We start from the raw sequence: 20,318 nt of genomic DNA on the forward strand, positions 1-20,318 counted from the left end.
CCTTGGGAGAGGTAAAACATGTACAGGATTGCTCGGAAGTCCACCCCCACACGCAAGCTGCTGAGCTGCGCGCTGGCCAGTTGCCTGTTGCTCGGCGCTGCCCCGGCCTTCGCCCAGAGCACCGCGGCCACCATCCGTGGCCAGGTGATGGCTGATTCCAGCCCGGCTGCACAGGCGCAGGTCACGGCCACCAACATCGCCACCGGCCTGAGCCGCAGCGTGCAGAGCACGGCGAGCGGCAGCTACTCGCTGGCCGGCCTGCCGCCAGGCACCTACCGCGTGGAGGTCAATGCCGGCGGCAAGACCAGCACGCAGAACATCACCGTGCAGGTCGGCCAGACCGCCACGGTGAACCTGGGCGTCGGCGGCGTCGGTGAAACCACGGCCGGCGGCGCAGCGACCACGCTGGACGCGGTGCAGGTGGTCGCGCAGGCGCCGATCGAAACCAAGACCTCGGAGATCGCCACCTACATCACGCCGCGCCAGATCGAGGCGCTGCCGCAGGGCACCCGCAACTTCCTGGCCTTCGCCGACACCGTGCCGGGCATGGCGTTCGAACAGAACCCGGCCAATGGCTCGACCAAGCTGCGCGGTGGCGTGCAGAACGCCAACAACGTCAATGTGTACATCGACGGCATCGGCCAGAAGAACTACGTCACCCAGGGTGGCATCACCGGGCAGGACGCCAGCCGCGGCAACCCGTTCCCGCAGCTGGCGATCGGCGAGTACAAGGTCATCACCTCCAACTACAAGGCCGAGTACGACCAGATCAGCTCGGCGGCGGTGACGGCGGTGACCAAGTCGGGCACCAATGAGTTCAAGGGCTCGTTCTTCTGGGACTACACCAACCAGGATTGGCGCGAGCCGCGCGAGAGCGAGAAGGACGCCGGCAAGACCCGCTCGGGCGAGAAGCAGTACGGCGCTGCCTTCGGTGGCCCGATCGTCAAGGACAAGGCGCACTTCTTCGTGACCTACGAGGCCAAGGAGTACAACGCGCCGCAGGACCTGAGCCCGGGTGAGGGGCGTATTGCCGGTGACCTGCCACAGGCCTGGCGCGACCAGCTCGGTGCAACCTCGACGCCGTTCAAGGAAGACCTGTACTTCGGCAAGCTGGACTGGTCGATCAACGAGGAGAACCTCGTCGAGCTGACCTACAAGCGCCGCGAGGAGAGCGAAATCGGCAACGTCGGCGGGCAGAGCGCGCGCAGCTACGGCACCGATACCGGCGTCAACGAGGACCGCTACGACCTGCGTTGGCAGTTCTCCAACGCCAACTGGCTCAACGACGCCCACCTGACCTACGAGAAGGCGTTCTGGACCAAGGCGCCGGTCAACATGGCCAACGGCATGGTGCTGACCGATGGCTCCGGCGATGACGGCAAGCAGATCTACCGCATCGGCGGCGGCGAAGGTGGCCTGCAGGACAAGGGCCAAAAGGGCTGGTCGTTCCAGAACGACACCACGTTCTTCGGCTGGGAAGGCCACACCGTCAAGTTCGGCGTGAAGTACAAGCAGGTCGACCTGGACACCATCGAGCAGCAGCCCTACAACCCGCAGTTCTACTACGACATCCACCAAGGTGGCGCGGTGCCGTACTTCGTGCGCTTCGGCAGTGCCGCGATGGGCACCGACGGTGGCTCGGTGACCTCCAAGAACAAGCAGTTCGGCCTGTACATCCAGGATGACTGGGATGTCACCGAGCGGCTGACCCTGAACCTGGGCCTGCGCTGGGACTACGAGAAGACCCCGTCCTACCTGGACTACGTGACCAGCGGCGACGTGCTGGCGGCGCTGGCGAGTGCGGACCCCAACGCACCGGGCCAGACCTACGCGCAGTCGCTGGCGCTGGGCGGCATCGACGTCAACCGCTACATCAGCACCGGCAACAACCGCAAGCCGTTCAAGGATGCGATCCAGCCGCGCCTGGGCTTCTCCTATGACCTGACCGGCGACGAACGCCACGTGATCTTCGGCGGCATCGGCCGTTCCTACGACCGCAACCTGTTCGACTACCTGCAGCTGGAGCGCAGCAAGGCGACCTTCCCGACCCGGCGCTTCAAGATCAACTCGCCCGGCCACGCCTGCGACCTGAGTGCCTCGGACTGCCTGGACTGGAGCCCGCAGCTGCTGGATCGCGATTACCTGATGTCGCTGGTCAATTCCACCGACGCCGGTCGCGAAGTGTGGATGTTCGACAACGACCTGAAGACGCCGTACTCCGACCAGATCAGCCTGGGCATCCGCGACAGCTTCAACCTGGGCGGGTTGGACTGGAACAGCTCGGCCACCGTGCAGCACACCCGCTACAAGGACGGCCTGCTGATCATGCGCGGCAACCGCTACCCCGACGGTGGCGTGTTCGCGCCGAACGGCAGCCCGTGGTCCGCGCCCGGCCTGCCGGGCATGGGCAGCCTGATCGTGGCCACCAACGGCTTCGAGTCCAAGAGCACCGCCCTGCTGCTGAGCCTGGACAAGCCGTACACGTCCGAGAGCCCGTGGAACGTCAACGTGGCCTACACGCTGACCGATGCCAAGCAGAACATCCACGAGAAGGACCCGGTCTATGGCTGGTACTTCACCCAGGGTGGCTGGTACGACGGTGCCTGGACGCCGCGCCATCGCCTGGTGATCAGCGGCTTCACCGACCTGCCGTGGGGCATGAGCGTGTCCGGCAAGCTGACCCTGGCCAGCAAGATCAAGCGCTGGGACATCGACAGCACGGCCGCCTACGGTGGCTACGAGCGTCCGCACAGCTGGGAGCCGGACGGCACGCTGGGCTTCAAGCAGTTCGACCTGTCGCTGACCAAGACCTGGGACACCGGCACCGACCTGAAGCTGAAGATGCGCGCCGACCTGCTCAACGCCTTCAACTGGACCAACTGGGGCGGTTACGGCATCAACTGGGATACCGGCGTGATCAACAGCTGGGACCAGTACCAGACCCGGACCTTCAAGCTGTCCTTCGGCCTGGACTGGTAAGTCGCATCCCCGGCCGCCCGCGTGGCGGCCGGGGCCTCCACACGCGCCACATTGCCCATCAAGGGCAGGTGGCGACCTGATTCCTCTACAACGGATGTCGTCTTGAGCATGTCACGTAGCCCCCGGTTGTTCGCTGGCCTGGCCACTGGTTTCGCGCTGGCGGTGCTGGCGGGGTGTGGCAAGGCGCCGGAGCCGCCGATGCCGAAGGTGTTGCCGCAGGTGATCCTGGTCGAGGCGGACCTGCCGCCACGGCCGATGAAGCCGGAGCTGCCGCCGTTATTCGATGACATCGAGCGGCGCACGTTCCAGTTCTTCTGGGATACGACCAACGAGCAGAACGGGCTGACCCCGGACCGCTATCCGTCGCGCCCGTTCGCCAGCGTGGCGTCGGTAGGCTTTGCGCTGACCGCCTATCCGGTGGGCATCAAGAACGGTTGGGTCAGCCGCAACCAGGCGGTCGACCGCACCCTGCTGACGCTGAAGTTCTTCCGTGACCTGCCTTCCGGGCCGCAGCGTACCGGCAAGGCCGGGTACAAGGGGTTCTTCTACCACTTCCTGGACATGCAGGAAGGTCGCCGCTACGACAGCTGGGTCGAGCTTTCCAGCGTGGATACCGCGCTGCTGATGATGGGCGTGCTGTTCGCGCAGTCCTACTACGACGGCGAGGACCCGCGCGAGAAGGAGATCCGCCAGATCGCCGACACGCTGTACAAGCGCGTGGACTGGCAGTGGCTGCAACGCAACAAGCCGCTGGTCTCGATGGGCTGGTTCCCGGAGAGCGGCTTCATCCAGCATGACTGGATGGGCTACAACGAGGCGATGATGCTGTACGTGCTGGCGCTGGGCTCGCCCACCCATCCGGTCGAGCCGGACGCCTGGACCGTGTGGACCCGTACCTACGACAACGACTGGGGCGTCTACCAGGGCCAGGAATACCTGTCCTTCGGGCCGCTGTTCGGCCACCAGTACAGCCACGTCTGGATCGACTTCCGCGACATCCAGGACGCGTACATGCGCGAGCGCGGCATCGACTATTTCCTCAACACCCGGCGCGCGACGCTGGCCCAGCGCGAGTACGCCATCGAGAACCCGATGCAGTGGAAGGACTACGGCGACAACGTCTGGGGCCTGACCGCCGGCGACGGGCCGCAGAACACCACCCAGGAGTACAAGGGCGAGCAGCGCCAGTTCCGCCATTACTCCTCGCGCGGCGCAGGCCTGCGCGAGAACTTCGATGACGGCACCATCGTGCCGTCGGCGGCGATCTCCTCGTTGCCGTATGCGCCGGAGGTGGTGATCCCGGCCACCGTGGAGATGCACAAGCGCTACGGCGACTACCTGTACTCCAGCTACGGGTTCCTGGATTCGTTCAACCCGAGCTTCAACTACGACATCCCGCTCAAGACCGGGCGCACCATCCCCGAGCGTGGCTGGGTGGCCAGCGATTACATCGCCATCGACCAGGGGCCGATCCTGCTGGGCATCGCCAACTACCGCGACGAGTTCGTGTGGGACGTGATGAAGAAGAACCCGTATGTCCGCAAGGGATTGGAGCGGGCGGGCTTCACCGGTGGCTGGCTGGCGCCGGAGGACAGCTTCCAGCCCCTGCAGAAGGACGACCGCGCGGCATCGGCCCGCGCCACCGGCATCGCCGAATCGCGCGCTGCCGCCGCGGCCGAACAGAAGGCCGCCGCGGGCAATCCGCCGGCCTCCAAGCCGCAGCAGTGACATGCCGTCGATGATCCGCGCGCTGCTGCTGTTGTGCCTGTCCGGCGTGCTGGTTGGCTGCGGCGGCACGCCGCAGGACGGCACCACGCTGCGCTTCTGGGCGATGGGCCGCGAAGCGGAGGTGGTGGGCGAGCTGCTGCGCGAGTTCGAGGCGGAGAACCCGGGCATCCACGTCGAGGTGCAGAACATCCCGTGGACGGCGGCGCATGAAAAGCTGTTGACCGCCTATGCCGCCGAAGGGCTGCCCGATGTCTGCCAGCTCGGCAACACCTGGATCGCCGAGTTCGCCACGCTGCAGGCGCTGGAGCCGCTGCAGGCCCGGGCGGACGCCTCGGCCGTGGTGGACCAGGCCGATTACTTCCCCGGTATCTGGGACACCAATGTGGTCGACGGGCAACTGGTCGGCATCCCGTGGTACGTGGACACGCGCCTGCTGTTCTACCGCAAGGACCTGCTGCGCCAGGCCGGCTACGACCACCCGCCGCGCACCTGGGCCGAGTGGGAGCAGGCCAACGCCGCGCTGAAGAAGCTGATGGGCGACAAGGGTTACCCGGTGCTGATGCCGCTCAACGAGTTCGAGCCGCAGCTGTCCTTCGCCCTGCAGCAGGACGATGGGTTGCTGCGCGACCACGACACGCGCGGCAATTTCCGCAGCCCTGGCTTCCGGCGCACGCTGGCCTTCTACGACAACATGTTCGAGCAGGGCTGGGCGCCGAAGATGTCCGAGACGCAGATCTCCAACGTCTGGGACGAGTTCTTCCGTGGCTTCACCGCGTTCTACCTGTCCGGCCCCTGGAACATCCGCGAGTTCCGCCAGCGCCAGCCCCCTGGGCTGGATGGGGAGTGGGGAACCACCCCGTTGCCCGGCCCGGACGGCCCCGGTGCCGGTATCGCCGGCGGCACCAGCCTGGTGGTGTTCCGCGCCTCGCAGAAAAAGGAGGCGGCGTGGAAGCTGATCGAGTTCCTGTCGCGTCCGGACATCCAGCAGCGCTTCTACACCGTCATCGGTGACCTGCCGCCACGGCGCAGTGCGTGGCAGTCGCCGGAGCTGACCGACGATCTGCTCACCGCGGCATTCGCCGACCAGTTGGAGCGGGTCAAGCCGACGCCCAAGGTGCTGGAGTGGGAACGCATCGCGCAGCAGATGCGGGTGGTCACCGAGCAGGTGGTGCGTGGTGGCCTGCCGCAGGACAAGGCGGTGGAACAGCTGGACCAGCAGGTCGACGAGATCCTGGCCAAGCGTCGCTGGATCGTTGAACAGCAGGCCGGCGCCAACGCGGCGGGGGCTGGGCAATGAAGCAGCGTTTGCTCGTTGGCTGGGTATTCGCCGCGCCGGCGCTGATCGTGATCGGCGTGTTCTTCGGGCTGCCGGTGCTGTCGGCACTGGCGCTGAGCCTGACCGACTTCGACCTGTACGCACTGGCTGACCCGCACAACCTGCGTTTCAACGGGCTGGGCAACTACATCGACCTGCTGCAGACACCGATGTTCTGGAAGTCGCTGGGCAACACCGCGTACTTCGTGGTGCTGGGCGTGCCGCTCTCCATCGCAGTGTCGCTGGGCGCGGCGATGCTGCTCAATGCACCGGCCAGCCGTTTCAAGGCGTTGTTCCGCACCGCCCTGTTCGCACCGGTGGTGACCACGCTGGTGGCGGTGGCGGTGATCTGGCGGTACCTGTTCCACACCCGCTACGGGCTGGTGAACTGGGGCCTGGGCCAGGTCGGCATCAATCCGGTGGATTGGCTGGGTGACCCGCGCTGGGCGATGCCGACCATCATCCTGTTCGCGGTCTGGAAGAACTTCGGCTACAACATGGTGATCTTCCTGGCCGGCCTGCAGGCGATCCCCAGGGACCTGTACGAGGCCGCGCGCATCGACGGGGCCACGCGCTGGCAGCAGTTTCTGCACATCACCGTGCCGATGCTGGGCCCGGTGCTGCTGGTGGTGGGCGTGATCACCGTGTCCGGCTATTTCCAGCTGTTCGCCGAGCCCTACGTGATGACCCGCGGCGATCCGCTGCAGAGCACGGTCAGCGTGCTGTATTTCATGTTCGAGGAAGGCTTCAAGTGGTGGAACCTGGGGCGCGCTTCGGCCGTGGCGTTCCTACTGTTCCTGATCATCCTGGCGGTGACCACGCTGATGCTGCGCTTCGGCAAGCGCAAGGAGCTGGTATGAGCCGGGAGATCGGGCAATCGCGTTGGCATGCGTGGTGGATCAACGGCGCGCTGGCGGTACTGGCGGTGATCAGCCTGGCGCCGCTGGCCTGGATGCTGTCGGTGTCGTTCATGCCCAGCGGGCAGGCCTCGCAGTTCCCGCCACCGTTGCTGCCCGCGCACGCCACGCTGGCCAACTACCACGCACTGGCCAGCCGCACCGGCATGGGCGGCAACTTCCTCAACAGCCTGGTCGTGTCGCTGGGCATCACGCTGGGGTCGCTGCTGTTCAACACCCTGGCCGGTTACGCCTTCGCCAAGCTGCGCTTTGCCGGGCGCGAACGGGTGTTCCAGATGCTGCTGGCGGCGCTGGTGATCCCGGCGCAGGTGGCGATGCTGCCGCTGTTCCTGCTGATGAAGCAGATGGGGTTGGTCAATACGTTCGGCGGCGTGGTGATCCCGGCGCTGGCCAGCGTGTTCGGCATCTTCCTGGTGCGCCAGTACGCGCGCTCGATCCCCGATGAACTGCTGGAGGCGGCGCGCATCGACGGGGCCAGCGAGGCACGGATCTTCTTCCAGATCGTGTTGCCGATGCTCAAGCCGGTGCTGGTGACGTTGGCCATCTTCACCTTCATGGGCGCGTGGAACGACTTCATGTGGCCGTTGATCGTGCTCACCGACCAGGAGCACTACACGCTGCCGGTGGCGCTGGCCAGCCTGTCGCGCGAGCACATCCAGGACGTGGAGATGATGATGGCCGGCGCGGTGGTCACGGTGCTGCCGGTGTTGCTGCTGTTCCTGGTGTTGCAGCGGTATTACATCCAGGGCTTGTTGCTGGGCAGCGTCAAGGGCTGAGCGCCGGCGGTGGTACTTCCGTCTGCAACCAGCGTCGTGCGGGACAGGGAACTTTGCGAAAATCCGACGCCTGCCGTCGATCGTGATTCGGGATTCTGGTGATGAACAAGCGTTATGCCGTGGGCCTGTTGGCCACCTTGCTGCTGGGGGCTGCCTCACCCGGCAGCACGACGGTGCTGGCCAGCTTCGATGACATCGGGGCGTGGCAGCTGATCACCTCGCCGCAGGTGAGTGGTTCGTTGCGGCCGGTGGTCGGTGGCAACGGCCGCGCCCTGTGTCTGGACTACGACTTCCACGAGGTGTCCGGTTATGCAGGCATCCGCCGCAAGCTCGATGTCAGCTGGCCGGAGAATTACCAGATCTCGTTCGACCTGCGCGGCGATTCGCCGGCCAACGACCTGCAGTTCAAGCTCATCGACGCCAGCGGCGACAACGTCTGGTGGGTGAACAGGACCGGCTATGCGTTCCCGAAGAACTGGACACGCGTGGAATACCGCAAGCGTCACATCGACAAGGCCTGGGGCCCGGACCCGGACCGCACGCTGCGACGCAGCGCCGCGGTGGAGTTCACCATCTACAGCAAGGTCGGTGGACGCGGCACGGTCTGCTTCGACCGCCTGACGCTGCAGCCGCTGCCCAAGGAGGACACCTCGCCGCTGCAACCGGTGGTGCTGGCCGACACCGCGACCGCGCTGCAGCAGCGCATCGCCGACGGCAAGCCGGACACGATGTGGATCAGCGGCGGCGTCAAGCAGCAGACCATCAGCCTGGACCTGGGCAAGGTGCGCGAGTTCGGCGGCGCGGTGGTGCAATGGGTGCCCGGCCTGCAGGCCTCGCGTTACGTGGTGCAGGCCTCGCGCGATGGCCGCGACTGGCATCCGGTGCGCGAGGTGACCACCGGCGGAGGCGGCCGCGACTGGCTGGCCCTGCCGGACACCGAGGCGCGCTACCTGCGCTTCGACCTGCAGGATGGCCCGAACTGGCGGTATGGCATCCGTGACATCTCGCTCAAGCCGCTGGCCTTCGCGGCGACCCCGAATGATTTCATCCGCTCGGTGGCGGCCGACCTGCCGCGCGGTTTCCTGCCGCGCGGCTTCACCGGTGAGCAGCCTTACTGGACGCTGCTGGGGCTGGACGGTGGCCGCGAGCAGGCGTTGATGGGCGAGGACGGCGCGGTGGAGGCGGTGAAGTCCGGCTTCAGCGTCGAGCCCTTCGTGCTGAGCGACGGCAAGGTGGTCAGCTGGGCGGACGTGACGGGCAGCCAGAGCCTGCAGGATGGCTATCTGCCGATGCCAACGGTGCAGTGGCAGCATGCGGACTTCGGGCTGCAGGTCAGCAGTTTCGTGCAGGGACGGCCGGAGCAGGCGCAGCTGGTCACGCGCTACCGGCTGCACAACCCGGGCAAGACGGGTCGGGAGTACACCCTGGCGTTGGCGGTGCGTCCGTTCCAGGTCAATCCGCCCACGCAGTTCCTCAACACGGTGGGCGGGGTGAGCCGGATCGAGCGCCTGGCGGTCAAGGGCAACCAGGTCGAGGTCAACGGCGTGCCGCGCGTGTTCGCGATGACCGCCCCGGACAAGGCCTTCGCCAGTACCTTCGACGGCAAGCTGGACGTCACGCATCTGGCCGACAAGACCCTGCCCGCCGATACCGAGGTGCGCGATGCCACCGGGCTGGCCTCCGGCGCGTTGCTCTACACCTTCAAGCTGGAGCCTGGCGAGAGCCGCGAGGTGGCGCTGGTGTTGCCGCAGGTCGGCGATTGGCGGCCGCCGGCCGGGTTCGACGTGGACAAGGCGCAGCAGCAGGTGGCTGCACAGTGGCGGCAGAAGCTGGACCAAGTGCGGTTGCAGGTGCCGGCGGCGGGCCAGCCGCTGGCCGACACCGTGCGCACCGCCCTGGCGCACATGCTGATCTCGCGGGTCGGGCCGAGCCTGCAGCCCGGCACGCGCTCCTACGCACGCAGCTGGATCCGCGATGGCGCGATGATTTCCGAAGGCCTGCTGCGGATGGGCCGCGACGACGCGGTGCGGCAGTACGTGGACTGGTACGCGCCGTACCAGTTCGAGAGCGGCATGGTGCCGTGCTGCGTGGATGCTCGTGGCAGTGACCCGGTGCCGGAGAATGACAGTCACGGCGAACTGATCTACACCATCGCCGAGTACTGGCGGCATACCGGCGACCTGCAGTTCCTGCAGCGGATGTGGCCGCACGTGCATGGCGCCTGGAAGTACATGGAGCAGTTGCGCCTGAGCGAGCGCACCGAGGACAACCGGGCCCGCAATCCGGGCTTCTACGGGATGATGCCGGCCTCGATCAGCCACGAAGGCTATTCGGCCAAGCCGGTGCACTCGTACTGGGACGACTTCTGGGCGTTGCGCGGCTACAAGGATGCGGCGGACATCGCCGTTGCGCTGGGGCTGGAAGAGGACGCGGCGATGATGGCGGCCTCCCGCGACGCGTTCCGCCAGGACCTGGACCAGTCGTTGCGGGCCAGCATGCAGGCACATGGCATCGACTTCCTGCCCGGGTCGGTGGAGCTGGGGGACTTCGATGCCACCTCGACCACCATCGCGCTGGCACCGGGCGGCGAGCAGGGCCGCCTGCCGCAGCCCGCGCTGGACAACACCTTCGAACGCTACTGGAGCGAGTTCGAGGCGCGTCGTGACGGCAAGCGGCAGTGGAAGGACTACACGCCCTACGAGTGGCGCAATGTCGCGGCCTTCGTGCGCCTGGGCTGGCGTACCCGCGCCTGGGCGGCGACCGAGTTCTTCTTCAAGGACCGCGCGCCGCAGGGCTGGAACCAATGGGCCGAAGTGGTGTCCTCGACGCCCCGCAAGCCGTTCTTCGTCGGCGACCTGCCGCACGCCTGGGTGGCCTCGGATTTCGTGCGCTCGGCGTTGGACATGTTCGCCTACAAGCGCGAGGTGGACGATGCGATCGTGCTGGCGGCCGGCGTGCCCGCGGACTGGCTTGCGGGGAAGGGCATCGCCATCGACGGTCTGCGGACCTCGCATGGCACGGTGAAGTACGCCCTCGCGCGCAGTGACCGCAAGCTGACCCTGCAGGTGCCGGAGGGGCTGCGCTTGCCGGCCGGCGGCCTGGTGCTGCCGTGGCCGTATGAGGGTGCGCCGGGCGAGGCCAGCATCAATGGGGAGCCGGCCGCCTGGGAAGGGCGCGAACTGCGCATCACCCAATTGCCGGCCAAGGTGGAGATCGACGTGCCCGCCGACCAGCGTCGCGGCGAGCGTGTGCGCCGCTGAAACCATGGACAGGGATTGCCCCGATCCGCGCACCGCCCTGCACAAAGAAAAACTGCGCCCCGAACACCGGGGCGCAGTGAAGTAGACGGAGGGAGAGGGAGATCTGCCGTCGTACTTGGAAAACTCAGCCTGCGCGTGCCTGCCTGACGATCGCCGCGGCAGCGGCGGCGGACCGCTTCACTTCGTCCCACTGGCCGGCGCGGATCCAGCTGTCGGCCACCATCCACGAGCCGCCGATGCACACCACGTTCTTCTGCGCGAGGTAATCGGCGGCGGTGGCTTCGGTGATGCCGCCGGTCGGGCACAGCTTCAGCTCGGGGATCGGGCCGGCCACGCCCTTGATCATCGCCAGCCCACCCACGGCGGTGGCCGGGAACAGCTTGCAGATGCGGAAACCACGGGCAAGCAGGGCCAACAGCTCGGTCGGCGACGCCGCGCCCGGCACCACCGGCAGCGGGGCGGTGGCCAGCGCATCGGCCATGTGCGCCGGGGTGCCCGGGGTGACCAGGAAGTCGGCGCCGACGTCGATGGCCTGGCGCATCTGCTCGACCGTCAGCACGGTGCCGGCACCGACGACCACGTCGGGCAGCTCGCGCTTGAGCATGGCCAGCGCGTCCATCGCCACCGGGGTGCGCAGGGTCAGTTCGATGGCCGGCAGGCCACCTTCCAGCAGCGCGGTGCTGACCGCGCGTGCCTGGTCCAGGGTGTGGACGGTAACCACCGGCAGGATGCCGGCGGCGCTCAGCAGCTGCTCGGCGCGATCCTGGTACTGGGCAATGCTCATCGTTTTCCTCTCAATGCAGCGGAAGCGTGCCACGGGCGGCACGCGGAATCAGGCGTCCTTGGCTTCGTGCGGCGCAGCGGCGGCCGCGGCGTCATGGCCAAGCTCGTATTCGGCGTCGTAGTCCCAGGTGCTGCCATCGGGGTGGGCCGGGCCGCAGGAGATCGACACCGCGCCCTGGTCGGCGGGGCCGACGATGCGGCGGTTCATCGCGAACAGATTGCGTCCCATGTCATTGCCGGCCGGCGCGGTGTTGGCGGCGATGCCGCGGGCGGCCCATTCGGCGGCGTCCACCAGCACTTCCAGCGTGCCGGCCTCGCCGTCCAGGCGGATGATGTCGCCCTCGCGCACGCGGGCGATCGGGCCACCGCGCGCGGCTTCCGGGGTGACATGGATCGCGGCGGGGATCTTGCCCGAGGCACCGGACAGGCGGCCATCGGTGACCAGCGCGACGCGGCGTCCCTGGTTCTGCAGCAGGCCCAGCAGCGGCGCCAGCGAATGCAGTTCCGGCATGCCGTTGGCGCGCGGGCCCTGGAAGCGGACCACGGCGACGAAGTCGTGCGGCAGCGCACCGGCGGCGTGCAGCTTGTTCAATGCCTGCGGTGCATCGACGACCACGGCCGGGGCCTCGATGGTGCGGTACTGCGGCTTCACCGCCGACAGCTTGATCAGCGACTTGCCGAGATTGCCCTTGAGCAGGCGCAGGCCGCCCTGTGCTTCGAACGGATCGGCCGCCGGGCGTACCACTTCCAGGTCCGCGCTCTCGGTTACGGTCGGTGCGTAGACGACCTGGCCATCGATCAGGCGCGGTTCCTGCGCGAAGGCGCGCATGCCGCCAGCGGCGACCGTGGCCAGGTCATCGTGCATCAGGCCCGCGTCCATCAGTTCACGGAACACGAAGGCCGGGCCGCCGGCCGCGGCGAAGCGGTTCACGTCGGCTTCGCCGTTGGGGTACACGCGGGCCAGCAGCGGCACGATCTGCGAGAGCTGGTCCATGTCGTCCCAGCTCAGCACGATGCCGGCGGCGCGGGCCACCGCGATCCAGTGGATGGTGTGGTTGGTCGAGCCGCCGGTGGCCATCAGCGCGACGACGGCGTTGACGATGGCGCGCTCGTCGATCAGGTGGCCGAGCGGGCGGAAGTCCTGGCCCAGCGCGCTGATCTCCAGCGCGCGCGCGGTGGCTTCGCGGGTCAGCGCATCGCGCAGCGGCAGTTCCGGGTTGACGAACGAGGCGCCCGGCAGCTGCACGCCCATCGCTTCCAGCAACACCTGGTTGGAGTTGGCGGTGCCATAGAAGGTGCAGGTGCCCGGGGCATGGTAGGAGTCCGATTCGGCTTCCAGCAGTTCCTCGCGGGTGGCTTCGCCGGCGGCGTAGCGCTCGCGGACCTCGGCCTTCTTCTTGTTCGGGATGCCCGGGGTCATCGGGCCGGCCGGCACGAACACCGCCGGCAGGTGGCCGAAGGCCAGCGCGCCGATCAGCAGGCCGGGCACGATCTTGTCGCACACGCCCAGGTAGATCGTGCTGTCGAACATGTCATGGCTCAGCCCGATGGCGGTGGACTGGGCGATCACGTCGCGCGAGAACAGCGACAGCTCCATGCCGCCGCGGCCCTGGGTGACGCCGTCGCACATCGCCGGCACGCCGCCGGCCACCTGCGCGGTCGCGCCGAGTTCACGGGCGGCGCTGCGGATCAGCTCGGGGTAGTGCTCGAACGGCTGGTGTGCCGAGAGCATGTCGTTGTAGGCAGTGATGATGCCCAGGTTCGGGGTGACGTCGCCGCGCAGCCGGCCCTTGTCGGTCGGGCCACAGGCGGCGAAGGCGTGGGCCAGGTTGCCGCAGCTCAGGCGCGAACGGAACGGGCCTTCGCGCAGGGCGGCGTCGATGCCGGCCAGGTAGGCCGCGCGCGACGGGGCGCTGCGCTGGCGGATGCGTTCGGTGATGGCGTGGATGGTCGGGTGCAGGCTCATTGGCTACCGGCTATGAGTTGAGGTCGGACGGTGTGCCGGCCTTGAAGGAAGGGGAACGGATGCCGGCAAGGCCGGCGCCCGCGATTACGGTGCCCAGTGGACGCGCAGTTTGTTTCCCGGCGCGTTGATCGCGGCCAGGATCGGGTAGGTGTGCACGTCGCCCGAGGCCAGCGCGGCTTCCAGCACCTCCAGCTTCTGCTTGCCGCGCAGCAGCAGCAGGCGATGGCGGATGGGGGCCAGGCCCTGCGGGGTGAGGGTGATGCGCAGGTGCCAGTCCTTGGCCACCGGGCAGCCGGTGGCGTCCAGCGCGGCATAGGCCTGGCGGCTCTGCAGCGCGCGGTCCAGGTCCTTCGAGCCGGGGAACAGCGAAGCGGTATGCCCGTCGTTGCCCATGCCCAGTACCACCAGCGTGGCCGGCAGCGCATGCTCGGCCAGCAGGTTGGCGGTGTGCACGCACTCGGCGATCGGCCGGCCGACCCGCACCAGCGGGTCGAAATGCGCGCCCTCGGCGAGCTTGAGGAAGCTGTTGCGCACCAGCCATGCATTGCTGTCATGGTCCTGCGGCGAGAGCCAGCGCTCGTCGGCCAGGCCCACGTCCACGCGCGCCCATTCCAGCGGCTGCTCGGACAGCATCTCGTACACCGGTGCCGGCGTGGTGCCGCCGGACAGGAGCATGCGGGCGCGGCCGTGCTGCTTGATGTCCTGTTGCAGGAAGCCCGCCATTTCCTTGGCTACGCTTTCGGTCCAGTCCTCGTCGTTGCCGTGGCGGACAAGCGTGATGCGGTCGGAAACAGCGGCGTTCATGCGGGGGTTCCTCGTGTAGCGTGCTGCAGGTCCAGCGCGTAGGCGGTGGCGCCGAGCAGGCCGGGGCAGGGGTGGACGATGGCCATCGACGGAATCTGCGACATCGTCGCAGTGAAGCGGCCCTTGCTTTCGAAACGGGGGCGGAAGCCGGACAGCTGCAGTTGCTGCAGCAAGCGCGGTACCAGCCCGCCGGTCAGGAACACGCCATCCCAGGCGCCCTGCACCAGCACGGCATCGCCAGCCACGGCACCGAAGATCTCCAGGAACACTTCCACCGCACGGGTCGCGATCGCGTCGCCTGCGGCGGCGCGGGCCGTCACGTCCGACGGTGCCAGCTGGCCGGGGTCGACGCCGGTGATCTCGCTCAAGGCGCGGTGGATGTTGACCAGGCCCGGGCCACAGACCAGCCGTTCATTGGAAACCCGGCCGAACTGCGCCGAGAGGATCTCCAGGATGCGGATCTGCTCCGGGTTGGCCGGTGCGAAGCTGGTATGGCCGCCTTCGGTGGCGAGCGGGTAGTTGCGCCCGTCGCGCACCACCAGGCCGCCCACGCCCAGCCCGGTGCCCGGGCCGATCACGCAGTAGTTGCGGGGTTCGCCGGCCGGTGCCGGCTCCCAGCTGGCGCCGCCGATCTGCACCACGTCGGCCGGCCCCAGCAGCGCGATCGACATGGCCTGGGCGACGAAGTCGTTGATCAGGTGCAACTGCTCGAAACCCAGCTGGGCGGCGGTACGCGAGCGCGAGATCACCCACGGATGGTTGGTGATGCGTGCTTCGTCGCCATCCACGCGCCCGGCTACGGCGAACACGCCGCTGCTGGCACTGGCGCCCTGCTCTTGCAGGTAGTGCGCGGCGGCATCGGCGAGCGAGCCGAACTGTGCGACCGGGTACTCGACGATGCTGCCCTGGTTCAACGGAGCGGCGAGGGACAGGTCGGCCAGCGCGAAGCGGGCGTTGGTGCCGCCGATGTCGGCGACCAGGACCGTCGTCGACGCGCTCACGGCGCGTCCCCGTCTTCGGCCCTGGCCTCGGCGACGATGTCGCCCGGCAGGAAGTGGGCCGCGTCACGCGGGCCCCAGCTGCCGGCGGCGTACGGTTCCATCGCCTGGTCGGAAGCCTTCCAGGCGTCGCTGATGCTGTCGATCCAGGCCCAGGCCGCGCGCACTTCGTCGTCGCGCACGAACAGGGCGTGGTTGCCGTTGAAGGCGTCCAGGAACAGGCGCTCGTAGGCGATGCGACGGTGCAGGCCGGTCGGGACCGACAGTTCCAGTTCCAGCGGCTGCAGTTCCAGCGCGCCCCATTCCGGGCCGGCCAGCGAGCTCATCAGGCCGAGCTGGATGTTCTCCTGGGGCTGCAGCTGGAAGGTCAGGCGGTTGGCGCTGGCGTGGTGGCGGGTCGGGCGCTCGAACAGCCAATGCGTGACCGGCTTGAGGTTGACCTCGATGCGGGTGGTGCGCTCGGGCAGTCGCTTGCCGGTGACCATGTGGAACGGCACGCCGGCCCAGCGCCAGTTGTCGATGTGCGCGGTGACGCCGACGAAGGTTTCCGCTTCGCTGCCTTCCGGCGGCTGGTAGGCCTGCACCGGCTGGTCGTTGATGGTGCCGGCGGTGTAGCGGCCACGCACCGAATCCTTGGCCGCATGGCGGGCATCGAACGGGCGCAGGGCACGCAGTACCTTCACCTTCTCGTCGCGGATGCGGTCGGCTTCCAGCGAGGCCGGCGGCTCCATCGCCACCAGGCACAGCAGCTGCAGGATGTGGCTCTGGACCATGTCGCGCAGCGCGCCGGAGCGCGAGTAATAGGAGTCACGGCCATCCACGCCGTCGCTCTCGGCGACCATGATGTGCACGGACTCGATGTAGTTGCGGTTCCACACCGCCTCCAGCAGCGTGTTGCCGAAGCGCAGGGCCATCAGGTTCTGCACCGCGGCCTTGCCCAGGTAGTGGTCCAGGCGGAACACGCGGTCTTCGTCGATCCACTTGCCGATGGTCTGCAGGATCTCCTCGGCGCTGGCGCTGTCCGAGCCGATCGGCTTTTCCAGCATCAGCCGGTGCGGTGCCGCCAGCGCGCCCCCCAGGGCGAGCCCTTCGCAGGTGGAGATGTACAGGCCCGGCGGGATCGCCAGGTAGCTCACGCACCTGCGGTCGACCAGGTCCTTGACGGCCTCGGCCACCGACTCGGCGTTGCGCAGGTCCACCGAACGGTAGTCGATGCGGCGCAGCAGGTCGTTGATGTCTTCCTGGCGGGCCTGCGGCATGGCCTGCTCCAGGCGCGGGCGCAGGATGTCGTGGAACTTGGCGGTGTCGTGCGGCGACAGCGCCAGGGCACGAACCTTGAAGTCTTCCGGCAGCAGGCCATCGCCAAGCAGGCGCAACAGGGAGGGGAACAGGTAGCGCTGGGCCAGATCGCCTGTGGCACCGAACAGGAAGAGGGTATCGTGCATTTCTCGAGTTTCGTGTGCGGATGACATCGTTGTCAATTGTTTGTATTCAAGGAACTGGAGCCTTGGGCTGCTTGCGTCTGCCGGGGCCGGGGGAGGGGGCATTGCAGTCAATGCCAGTGCCGCGAACGCCGCGGTCCGCAGGGCGGAGCCGCATGTTCATCTGGGCTGGCAAATGGAAAAACGGAACCGGGATGTTGCCATATGAATATGCTTACTGTGCACACGGTTTCGGATGTATACGATTGCACTGTGCCAATGCGGGCATTGGCATGAAGTGATTTGCCCGTTTGCGGGCACAGTGCCGGATGTGGCGATGTCAACGAGGTGGTGATGGCCAAGGTGAGCTTCGAGGGTGTGCGCAAGGTCTACGACAACGGCCAGGTGGCCGTGCACGGGGCCAGTTTCGAGATCGCCGACGGCGAGTTGATGGTGCTGGTCGGGCCATCGGGTTGTGGCAAGTCCACACTGTTGCGGATGGTGGCCGGGCTGGAGGACATCAGCGCCGGCACGCTGCGTATCGGGGATCGTGTCGTCAACGACGTGGCGCCGAAGGACAGGGACATCGCCATGGTGTTCCAGAACTACGCGCTGTACCCGCACATGACCGTCGCCGAGAACCTGGCCTTCGGCCTGAAGCTGCGCGGCCATGACAAGGCCGAGGTGCAGCGCCGCGTGCAGGGCGCCGCCGACGCGCTGGGCCTGACGACGATGCTGGACAAGCTGCCGCGCGCGATGTCCGGCGGTCAGCGCCAGCGCGTGGCGCTGGGGCGTGCGCTGGTGCGCGAGCCGGAGGTGTTCCTGCTCGACGAGCCGCTGTCCAATCTGGATGCCAAGCTGCGCCATACCGTGCGCACCGAGATCGCCCAGCTGCATCGCAAGCTGGGCAGCACGATGATCTACGTCACCCACGACCAGGTCGAAGCGATGACGCTCGGACAGCGGATCGTGGTGTTGAACGAAGGCGTGATCCAGCAGATCGACACGCCGATGGCGCTCTACGACCGCCCGGCCAACCTGTTCGTGGCCGGCTTCCTCGGCAGTCCGGCGATGAACGTGCTGCGCGGCGTGCTGCACCAGGACGCGCAGGGGGCGGCCTGGTTGAGGCTGGGCGATGGCACCGAGGTGCCGCTGGGAGCGGCGGTGGTCGCGCCGGAATGGGTGGGCCGCGAACTGGCGGTGGGCGTGCGGCCGGAGCACCTGCAGCCTGCCACCGGGGAGGGTGCGCTCGCCGCGCGGATCGAGGGTATCGAACCGGTGGGCAACGAGATGTTCGTGAATCTGCGCCTCGGCGCGCAGGCGCTGGTCATCCGGGTGGCGCCGCAGGCCCTGCCGCAGGTCGGGCAGGAGCTGCCGGTGGCGGTGAGGCCATCGGCGTTGCACTTCTTCGATGCCGCCAGCGGCAATCGCATCGAGGCGCCCGGGGCTGGTTGAGCCCCGGTACCCGGCTCAGCGCGCCAGGCCGTCCAGCAGCGGCATGATGTGGGCGTCCGCGTCGAGGACCTGCAACGGGCCCTCGGCCATCTCCAGCGGCAGGACGGCCAGCGCCAGCACGCCAGCGCTACTGGCCACGCTGCCGATGGTGGCGCCGTTCTGGCTGACCGCGGTACCGGCTTCGGGCGTGGCCACGGTGTGCAGCAGGGCCAGCGAGCGCTTGGCCTTGCCCAGGAAATGGGTGCGGGCCACGATTTCCTGGCCGGGATAGCAGCCCTTCTTCACGCTGTAGGCGGCCAGCCGGTCCAGCCCCAGTTGCTGGGGCGTCCATTGCTCGCGCTGGGCATCCACCAATCGCGGCAGCCCGAAGCGTAGGTCGCTCTGCCGCCAGGCCAGCTCCTCGCCGGGGGTGGCGGCCGCGGTTGCCGGCCCGAGCAGCAGGGTGCGGGGCAGGGCCAGGCTGCCGACATCCAGCTCGACCACGTCACCGTCGCGCCGCGCGATCCGCGCACCATCGGCCTCGGTCGGGGCCTGCAGCGCCGCATTCACGCTCAGCGTGTCGGCATGGCTGACCACCACCTTGCGACGGAACACGAAGCGGCGCAGTTGCTCGGCGATGGCCGCCGCGCCGCCGTCGTGGCAGACCAGCAGCAGCTCCTGCGCATCCAGCCGCAGCAGCTGGAAGATGGCGATCACGCGGCCCTTGGCGGTCAGCCAGGCGCTCCATTGCCAATGGCCATCGGCCAGCGAAGGGATGTCGTTGGCGAACTGGGCTTGGGCGAAAGCGACCGCATCCGGGCCGGAAAGGCGCACGATCTGCGCCATGGCCAATGTGCGGAAACCGTTGAAAGCGGGGGCGAGGTTGTCAGACACGTGACTGGGGACTAAAATTTGTGCGTTGCGAGACCGACCATGATAGGCCAAACAACCCCCACTCCCGAGACCGAAGCTGAAGCCCCGTCGACCCCCGAGAAGCAGCCGCTTCCCGAGGCCACGCCGGTGCCGCAGGAAATCGGTGGTCGCGGCGGACTTGATCCGGTGCGATATGGCGATTGGGAAAAAAACGGGCGCTGCATCGATTTCTGAGCAGCGTTGAGCCAACGCGGCATTGTGCCGCCCAGCCGAGATAACGAGTCAGCGAATGGCGAACAGACCCCGCCCCCTTTCTCCGCACCTGCAGGTGTATCGCTGGCAGATCCAGATGGCCACCTCGATCCTGCATCGAGCCACCGGCATCATTCTGGCTGTCGGCGCCCTGATCATCGCAGGCGGTTTGCTCGCCCTGATGATGGGCCCTGAGTCCTGGAGCTGCTTCACCACCCACGCCAGCGCCTGGTACGGCAAGGTGATCCTGTTTGGCTGGAGCTGGTGCTTCGCCTACCACCTGTGCAATGGCATCCGCCACATCGTGCAGGACTTCGCCATCGGCTATGCCAAGCCCACCTTCATCCGCAGCAGCTGGATCTCGGTGATCGCCTCGCTGGTCATCACCGCCGCGATCTGGGCCTACGTCTGCATGGGAGCCGCCGCATGAGCAAGTTCCGTACCCCGCTCAAGAATGCACGCGGCCTGGGCAGCTCCAAGTCCGGCACCGAGCACTTCATCCACCAGCGCCTGACCGCCACCGCGCTGGTCGCGCTGACTATCTGGTTCCTGTGCCTGGTGCTGAGCCTGCTCGGCGCCGACTACGTCACCGCCGTGGAAACTGTTTCCAAGCCGTGGAATGCAATCCTGCTGGTCGGCTTCCTGGTCGCCATGTTCTGGCACGCCCAGCTTGGCCTGCAGGTGGTGCTCGAGGATTACATCCACAACTCGCTGATGGCCCTGGCCCTGCAGACCACGGTCAAGTTCGTCGCCGTGCTCGGCGCGATCGTCAGCATCTTCGCGGTCGCCCGCATCGCGCTTGGGAACTGATA

The 20,318-nt window shown here is 67.6% G+C and carries 16 protein-coding genes; 10 read left to right on the forward strand and 6 right to left on the reverse strand.

Annotated features, from left to right (window positions below):
• The first annotated feature begins 18 nt into the window (after positions 1 to 18).
• The 6 genes from ATCM_RS04440 to ATCM_RS04465 all read left to right on the forward strand — a co-directional run bounded on the left by ATCM_RS04440 (position 19) and on the right by ATCM_RS04465 (position 10,975).
• Positions 19 to 2,979 carry a TonB-dependent receptor gene (locus ATCM_RS04440; protein WP_132863044.1) on the forward strand — a complete coding sequence of 987 codons (2,961 nt, stop codon included), beginning with the start codon at positions 19 to 21 and terminating at the stop codon, positions 2,977 to 2,979.
• Positions 2,980 to 3,177: 198 nt separating this feature from the next.
• Positions 3,178 to 4,707, forward strand: a complete 1,530-nt coding sequence (locus tag ATCM_RS04445) for a glucoamylase family protein (RefSeq protein WP_225591664.1) — start codon at positions 3,178 to 3,180, stop codon at positions 4,705 to 4,707.
• A gap of 10 nt (positions 4,708 to 4,717) precedes the next feature.
• A complete protein-coding gene (locus ATCM_RS04450; RefSeq protein WP_132866066.1) occupies positions 4,718 to 6,004 on the forward strand; it encodes a sugar ABC transporter substrate-binding protein in 1,287 nt (428 codons plus the stop codon).
• Entirely contained in the window at positions 6,001 to 6,882 is an 882-nt protein-coding gene (locus ATCM_RS04455) for a sugar ABC transporter permease (protein ID WP_132863045.1), read from the forward strand. Before ATCM_RS04450 ends, ATCM_RS04455 begins: the two co-directional genes overlap by 4 nt.
• Positions 6,879 to 7,715: a carbohydrate ABC transporter permease gene (locus tag ATCM_RS04460; protein WP_132863046.1), complete on the forward strand. Its 837-nt coding sequence runs from the start codon at positions 6,879 to 6,881 to the stop codon at positions 7,713 to 7,715. The genes ATCM_RS04455 and ATCM_RS04460 overlap by 4 nt, the downstream gene beginning before the upstream one ends.
• 101 nt (positions 7,716 to 7,816) lie before the next feature.
• A complete protein-coding gene (locus ATCM_RS04465; protein ID WP_132863047.1) occupies positions 7,817 to 10,975 on the forward strand; it encodes a discoidin domain-containing protein in 3,159 nt (1,052 codons plus the stop codon).
• Positions 10,976 to 11,099: 124 nt separating this feature from the next.
• Here ATCM_RS04465 and eda read toward each other — a convergent pair whose 3' ends face one another.
• The 5 genes from eda to zwf all read right to left on the reverse strand — a co-directional run bounded on the left by eda (position 11,100) and on the right by zwf (position 16,998).
• A complete protein-coding gene (gene eda / locus ATCM_RS04470; protein ID WP_132863048.1) occupies positions 11,100 to 11,759 on the reverse strand; it encodes a bifunctional 4-hydroxy-2-oxoglutarate aldolase/2-dehydro-3-deoxy-phosphogluconate aldolase in 660 nt (219 codons plus the stop codon).
• 48 nt (positions 11,760 to 11,807) lie between these two features.
• On the reverse strand, positions 11,808 to 13,724 hold the full coding sequence (gene edd / locus ATCM_RS04475; RefSeq protein ID WP_132863049.1) for a phosphogluconate dehydratase: 1,917 nt from the start codon (positions 13,722 to 13,724) through the stop codon (positions 11,808 to 11,810).
• Between the two features lie 84 nt (positions 13,725 to 13,808).
• Positions 13,809 to 14,528 (reverse strand): 6-phosphogluconolactonase, encoded by a 720-nt coding sequence (pgl, locus tag ATCM_RS04480; protein ID WP_132863050.1) that lies wholly within the window; start codon positions 14,526 to 14,528, stop codon positions 13,809 to 13,811.
• Positions 14,525 to 15,529 carry a glucokinase gene (glk, locus tag ATCM_RS04485; protein WP_132863051.1) on the reverse strand — a complete coding sequence of 335 codons (1,005 nt, stop codon included), beginning with the start codon at positions 15,527 to 15,529 and terminating at the stop codon, positions 14,525 to 14,527. Before glk ends, pgl begins: the two co-directional genes overlap by 4 nt.
• Positions 15,526 to 16,998 (reverse strand): glucose-6-phosphate dehydrogenase, encoded by a 1,473-nt coding sequence (zwf, locus tag ATCM_RS04490; protein WP_243693953.1) that lies wholly within the window; start codon positions 16,996 to 16,998, stop codon positions 15,526 to 15,528. The genes glk and zwf overlap by 4 nt, the downstream gene beginning before the upstream one ends.
• 303 nt (positions 16,999 to 17,301) lie before the next feature.
• On the opposite strand from zwf, the gene ugpC reads away from it, so the two are divergent.
• Positions 17,302 to 18,402, forward strand: a complete 1,101-nt coding sequence (ugpC, locus tag ATCM_RS04495; protein WP_132863053.1) for a sn-glycerol-3-phosphate ABC transporter ATP-binding protein UgpC — start codon at positions 17,302 to 17,304, stop codon at positions 18,400 to 18,402.
• 15 nt (positions 18,403 to 18,417) lie between these two features.
• On the opposite strand, the gene ATCM_RS04500 is transcribed toward ugpC, so the two are convergent.
• Complete coding sequence (locus ATCM_RS04500) at positions 18,418 to 19,275, reverse strand: folate-binding protein YgfZ (protein ID WP_132863054.1); 858 nt, start codon at positions 19,273 to 19,275, stop codon at positions 18,418 to 18,420.
• Positions 19,276 to 19,314: 39 nt separating this feature from the next.
• Here ATCM_RS04500 and ATCM_RS04505 point away from each other — a divergent pair, with 39 nt between their 5' ends.
• The 3 genes from ATCM_RS04505 to sdhD are packed head-to-tail and all read left to right on the forward strand — an operon-like array spanning position 19,315 to position 20,316.
• Positions 19,315 to 19,488: a DUF1674 domain-containing protein gene (locus ATCM_RS04505; RefSeq protein ID WP_132863055.1), complete on the forward strand. Its 174-nt coding sequence runs from the start codon at positions 19,315 to 19,317 to the stop codon at positions 19,486 to 19,488.
• 55 nt (positions 19,489 to 19,543) lie between these two features.
• Positions 19,544 to 19,936 (forward strand): succinate dehydrogenase, cytochrome b556 subunit, encoded by a 393-nt coding sequence (gene sdhC, locus ATCM_RS04510; protein WP_132863056.1) that lies wholly within the window; start codon positions 19,544 to 19,546, stop codon positions 19,934 to 19,936.
• A complete protein-coding gene (sdhD, locus tag ATCM_RS04515) occupies positions 19,933 to 20,316 on the forward strand; it encodes a succinate dehydrogenase, hydrophobic membrane anchor protein (protein ID WP_132863057.1) in 384 nt (127 codons plus the stop codon). The genes sdhC and sdhD overlap by 4 nt, the downstream gene beginning before the upstream one ends.
• Positions 20,317 to 20,318: the final 2 nt, after the last annotated feature.

Source organism: Stenotrophomonas sp. ATCM1_4, from assembly GCF_004348115.1.
Lineage (GTDB): Bacteria > Pseudomonadota > Gammaproteobacteria > Xanthomonadales > Xanthomonadaceae > Stenotrophomonas > Stenotrophomonas capsici.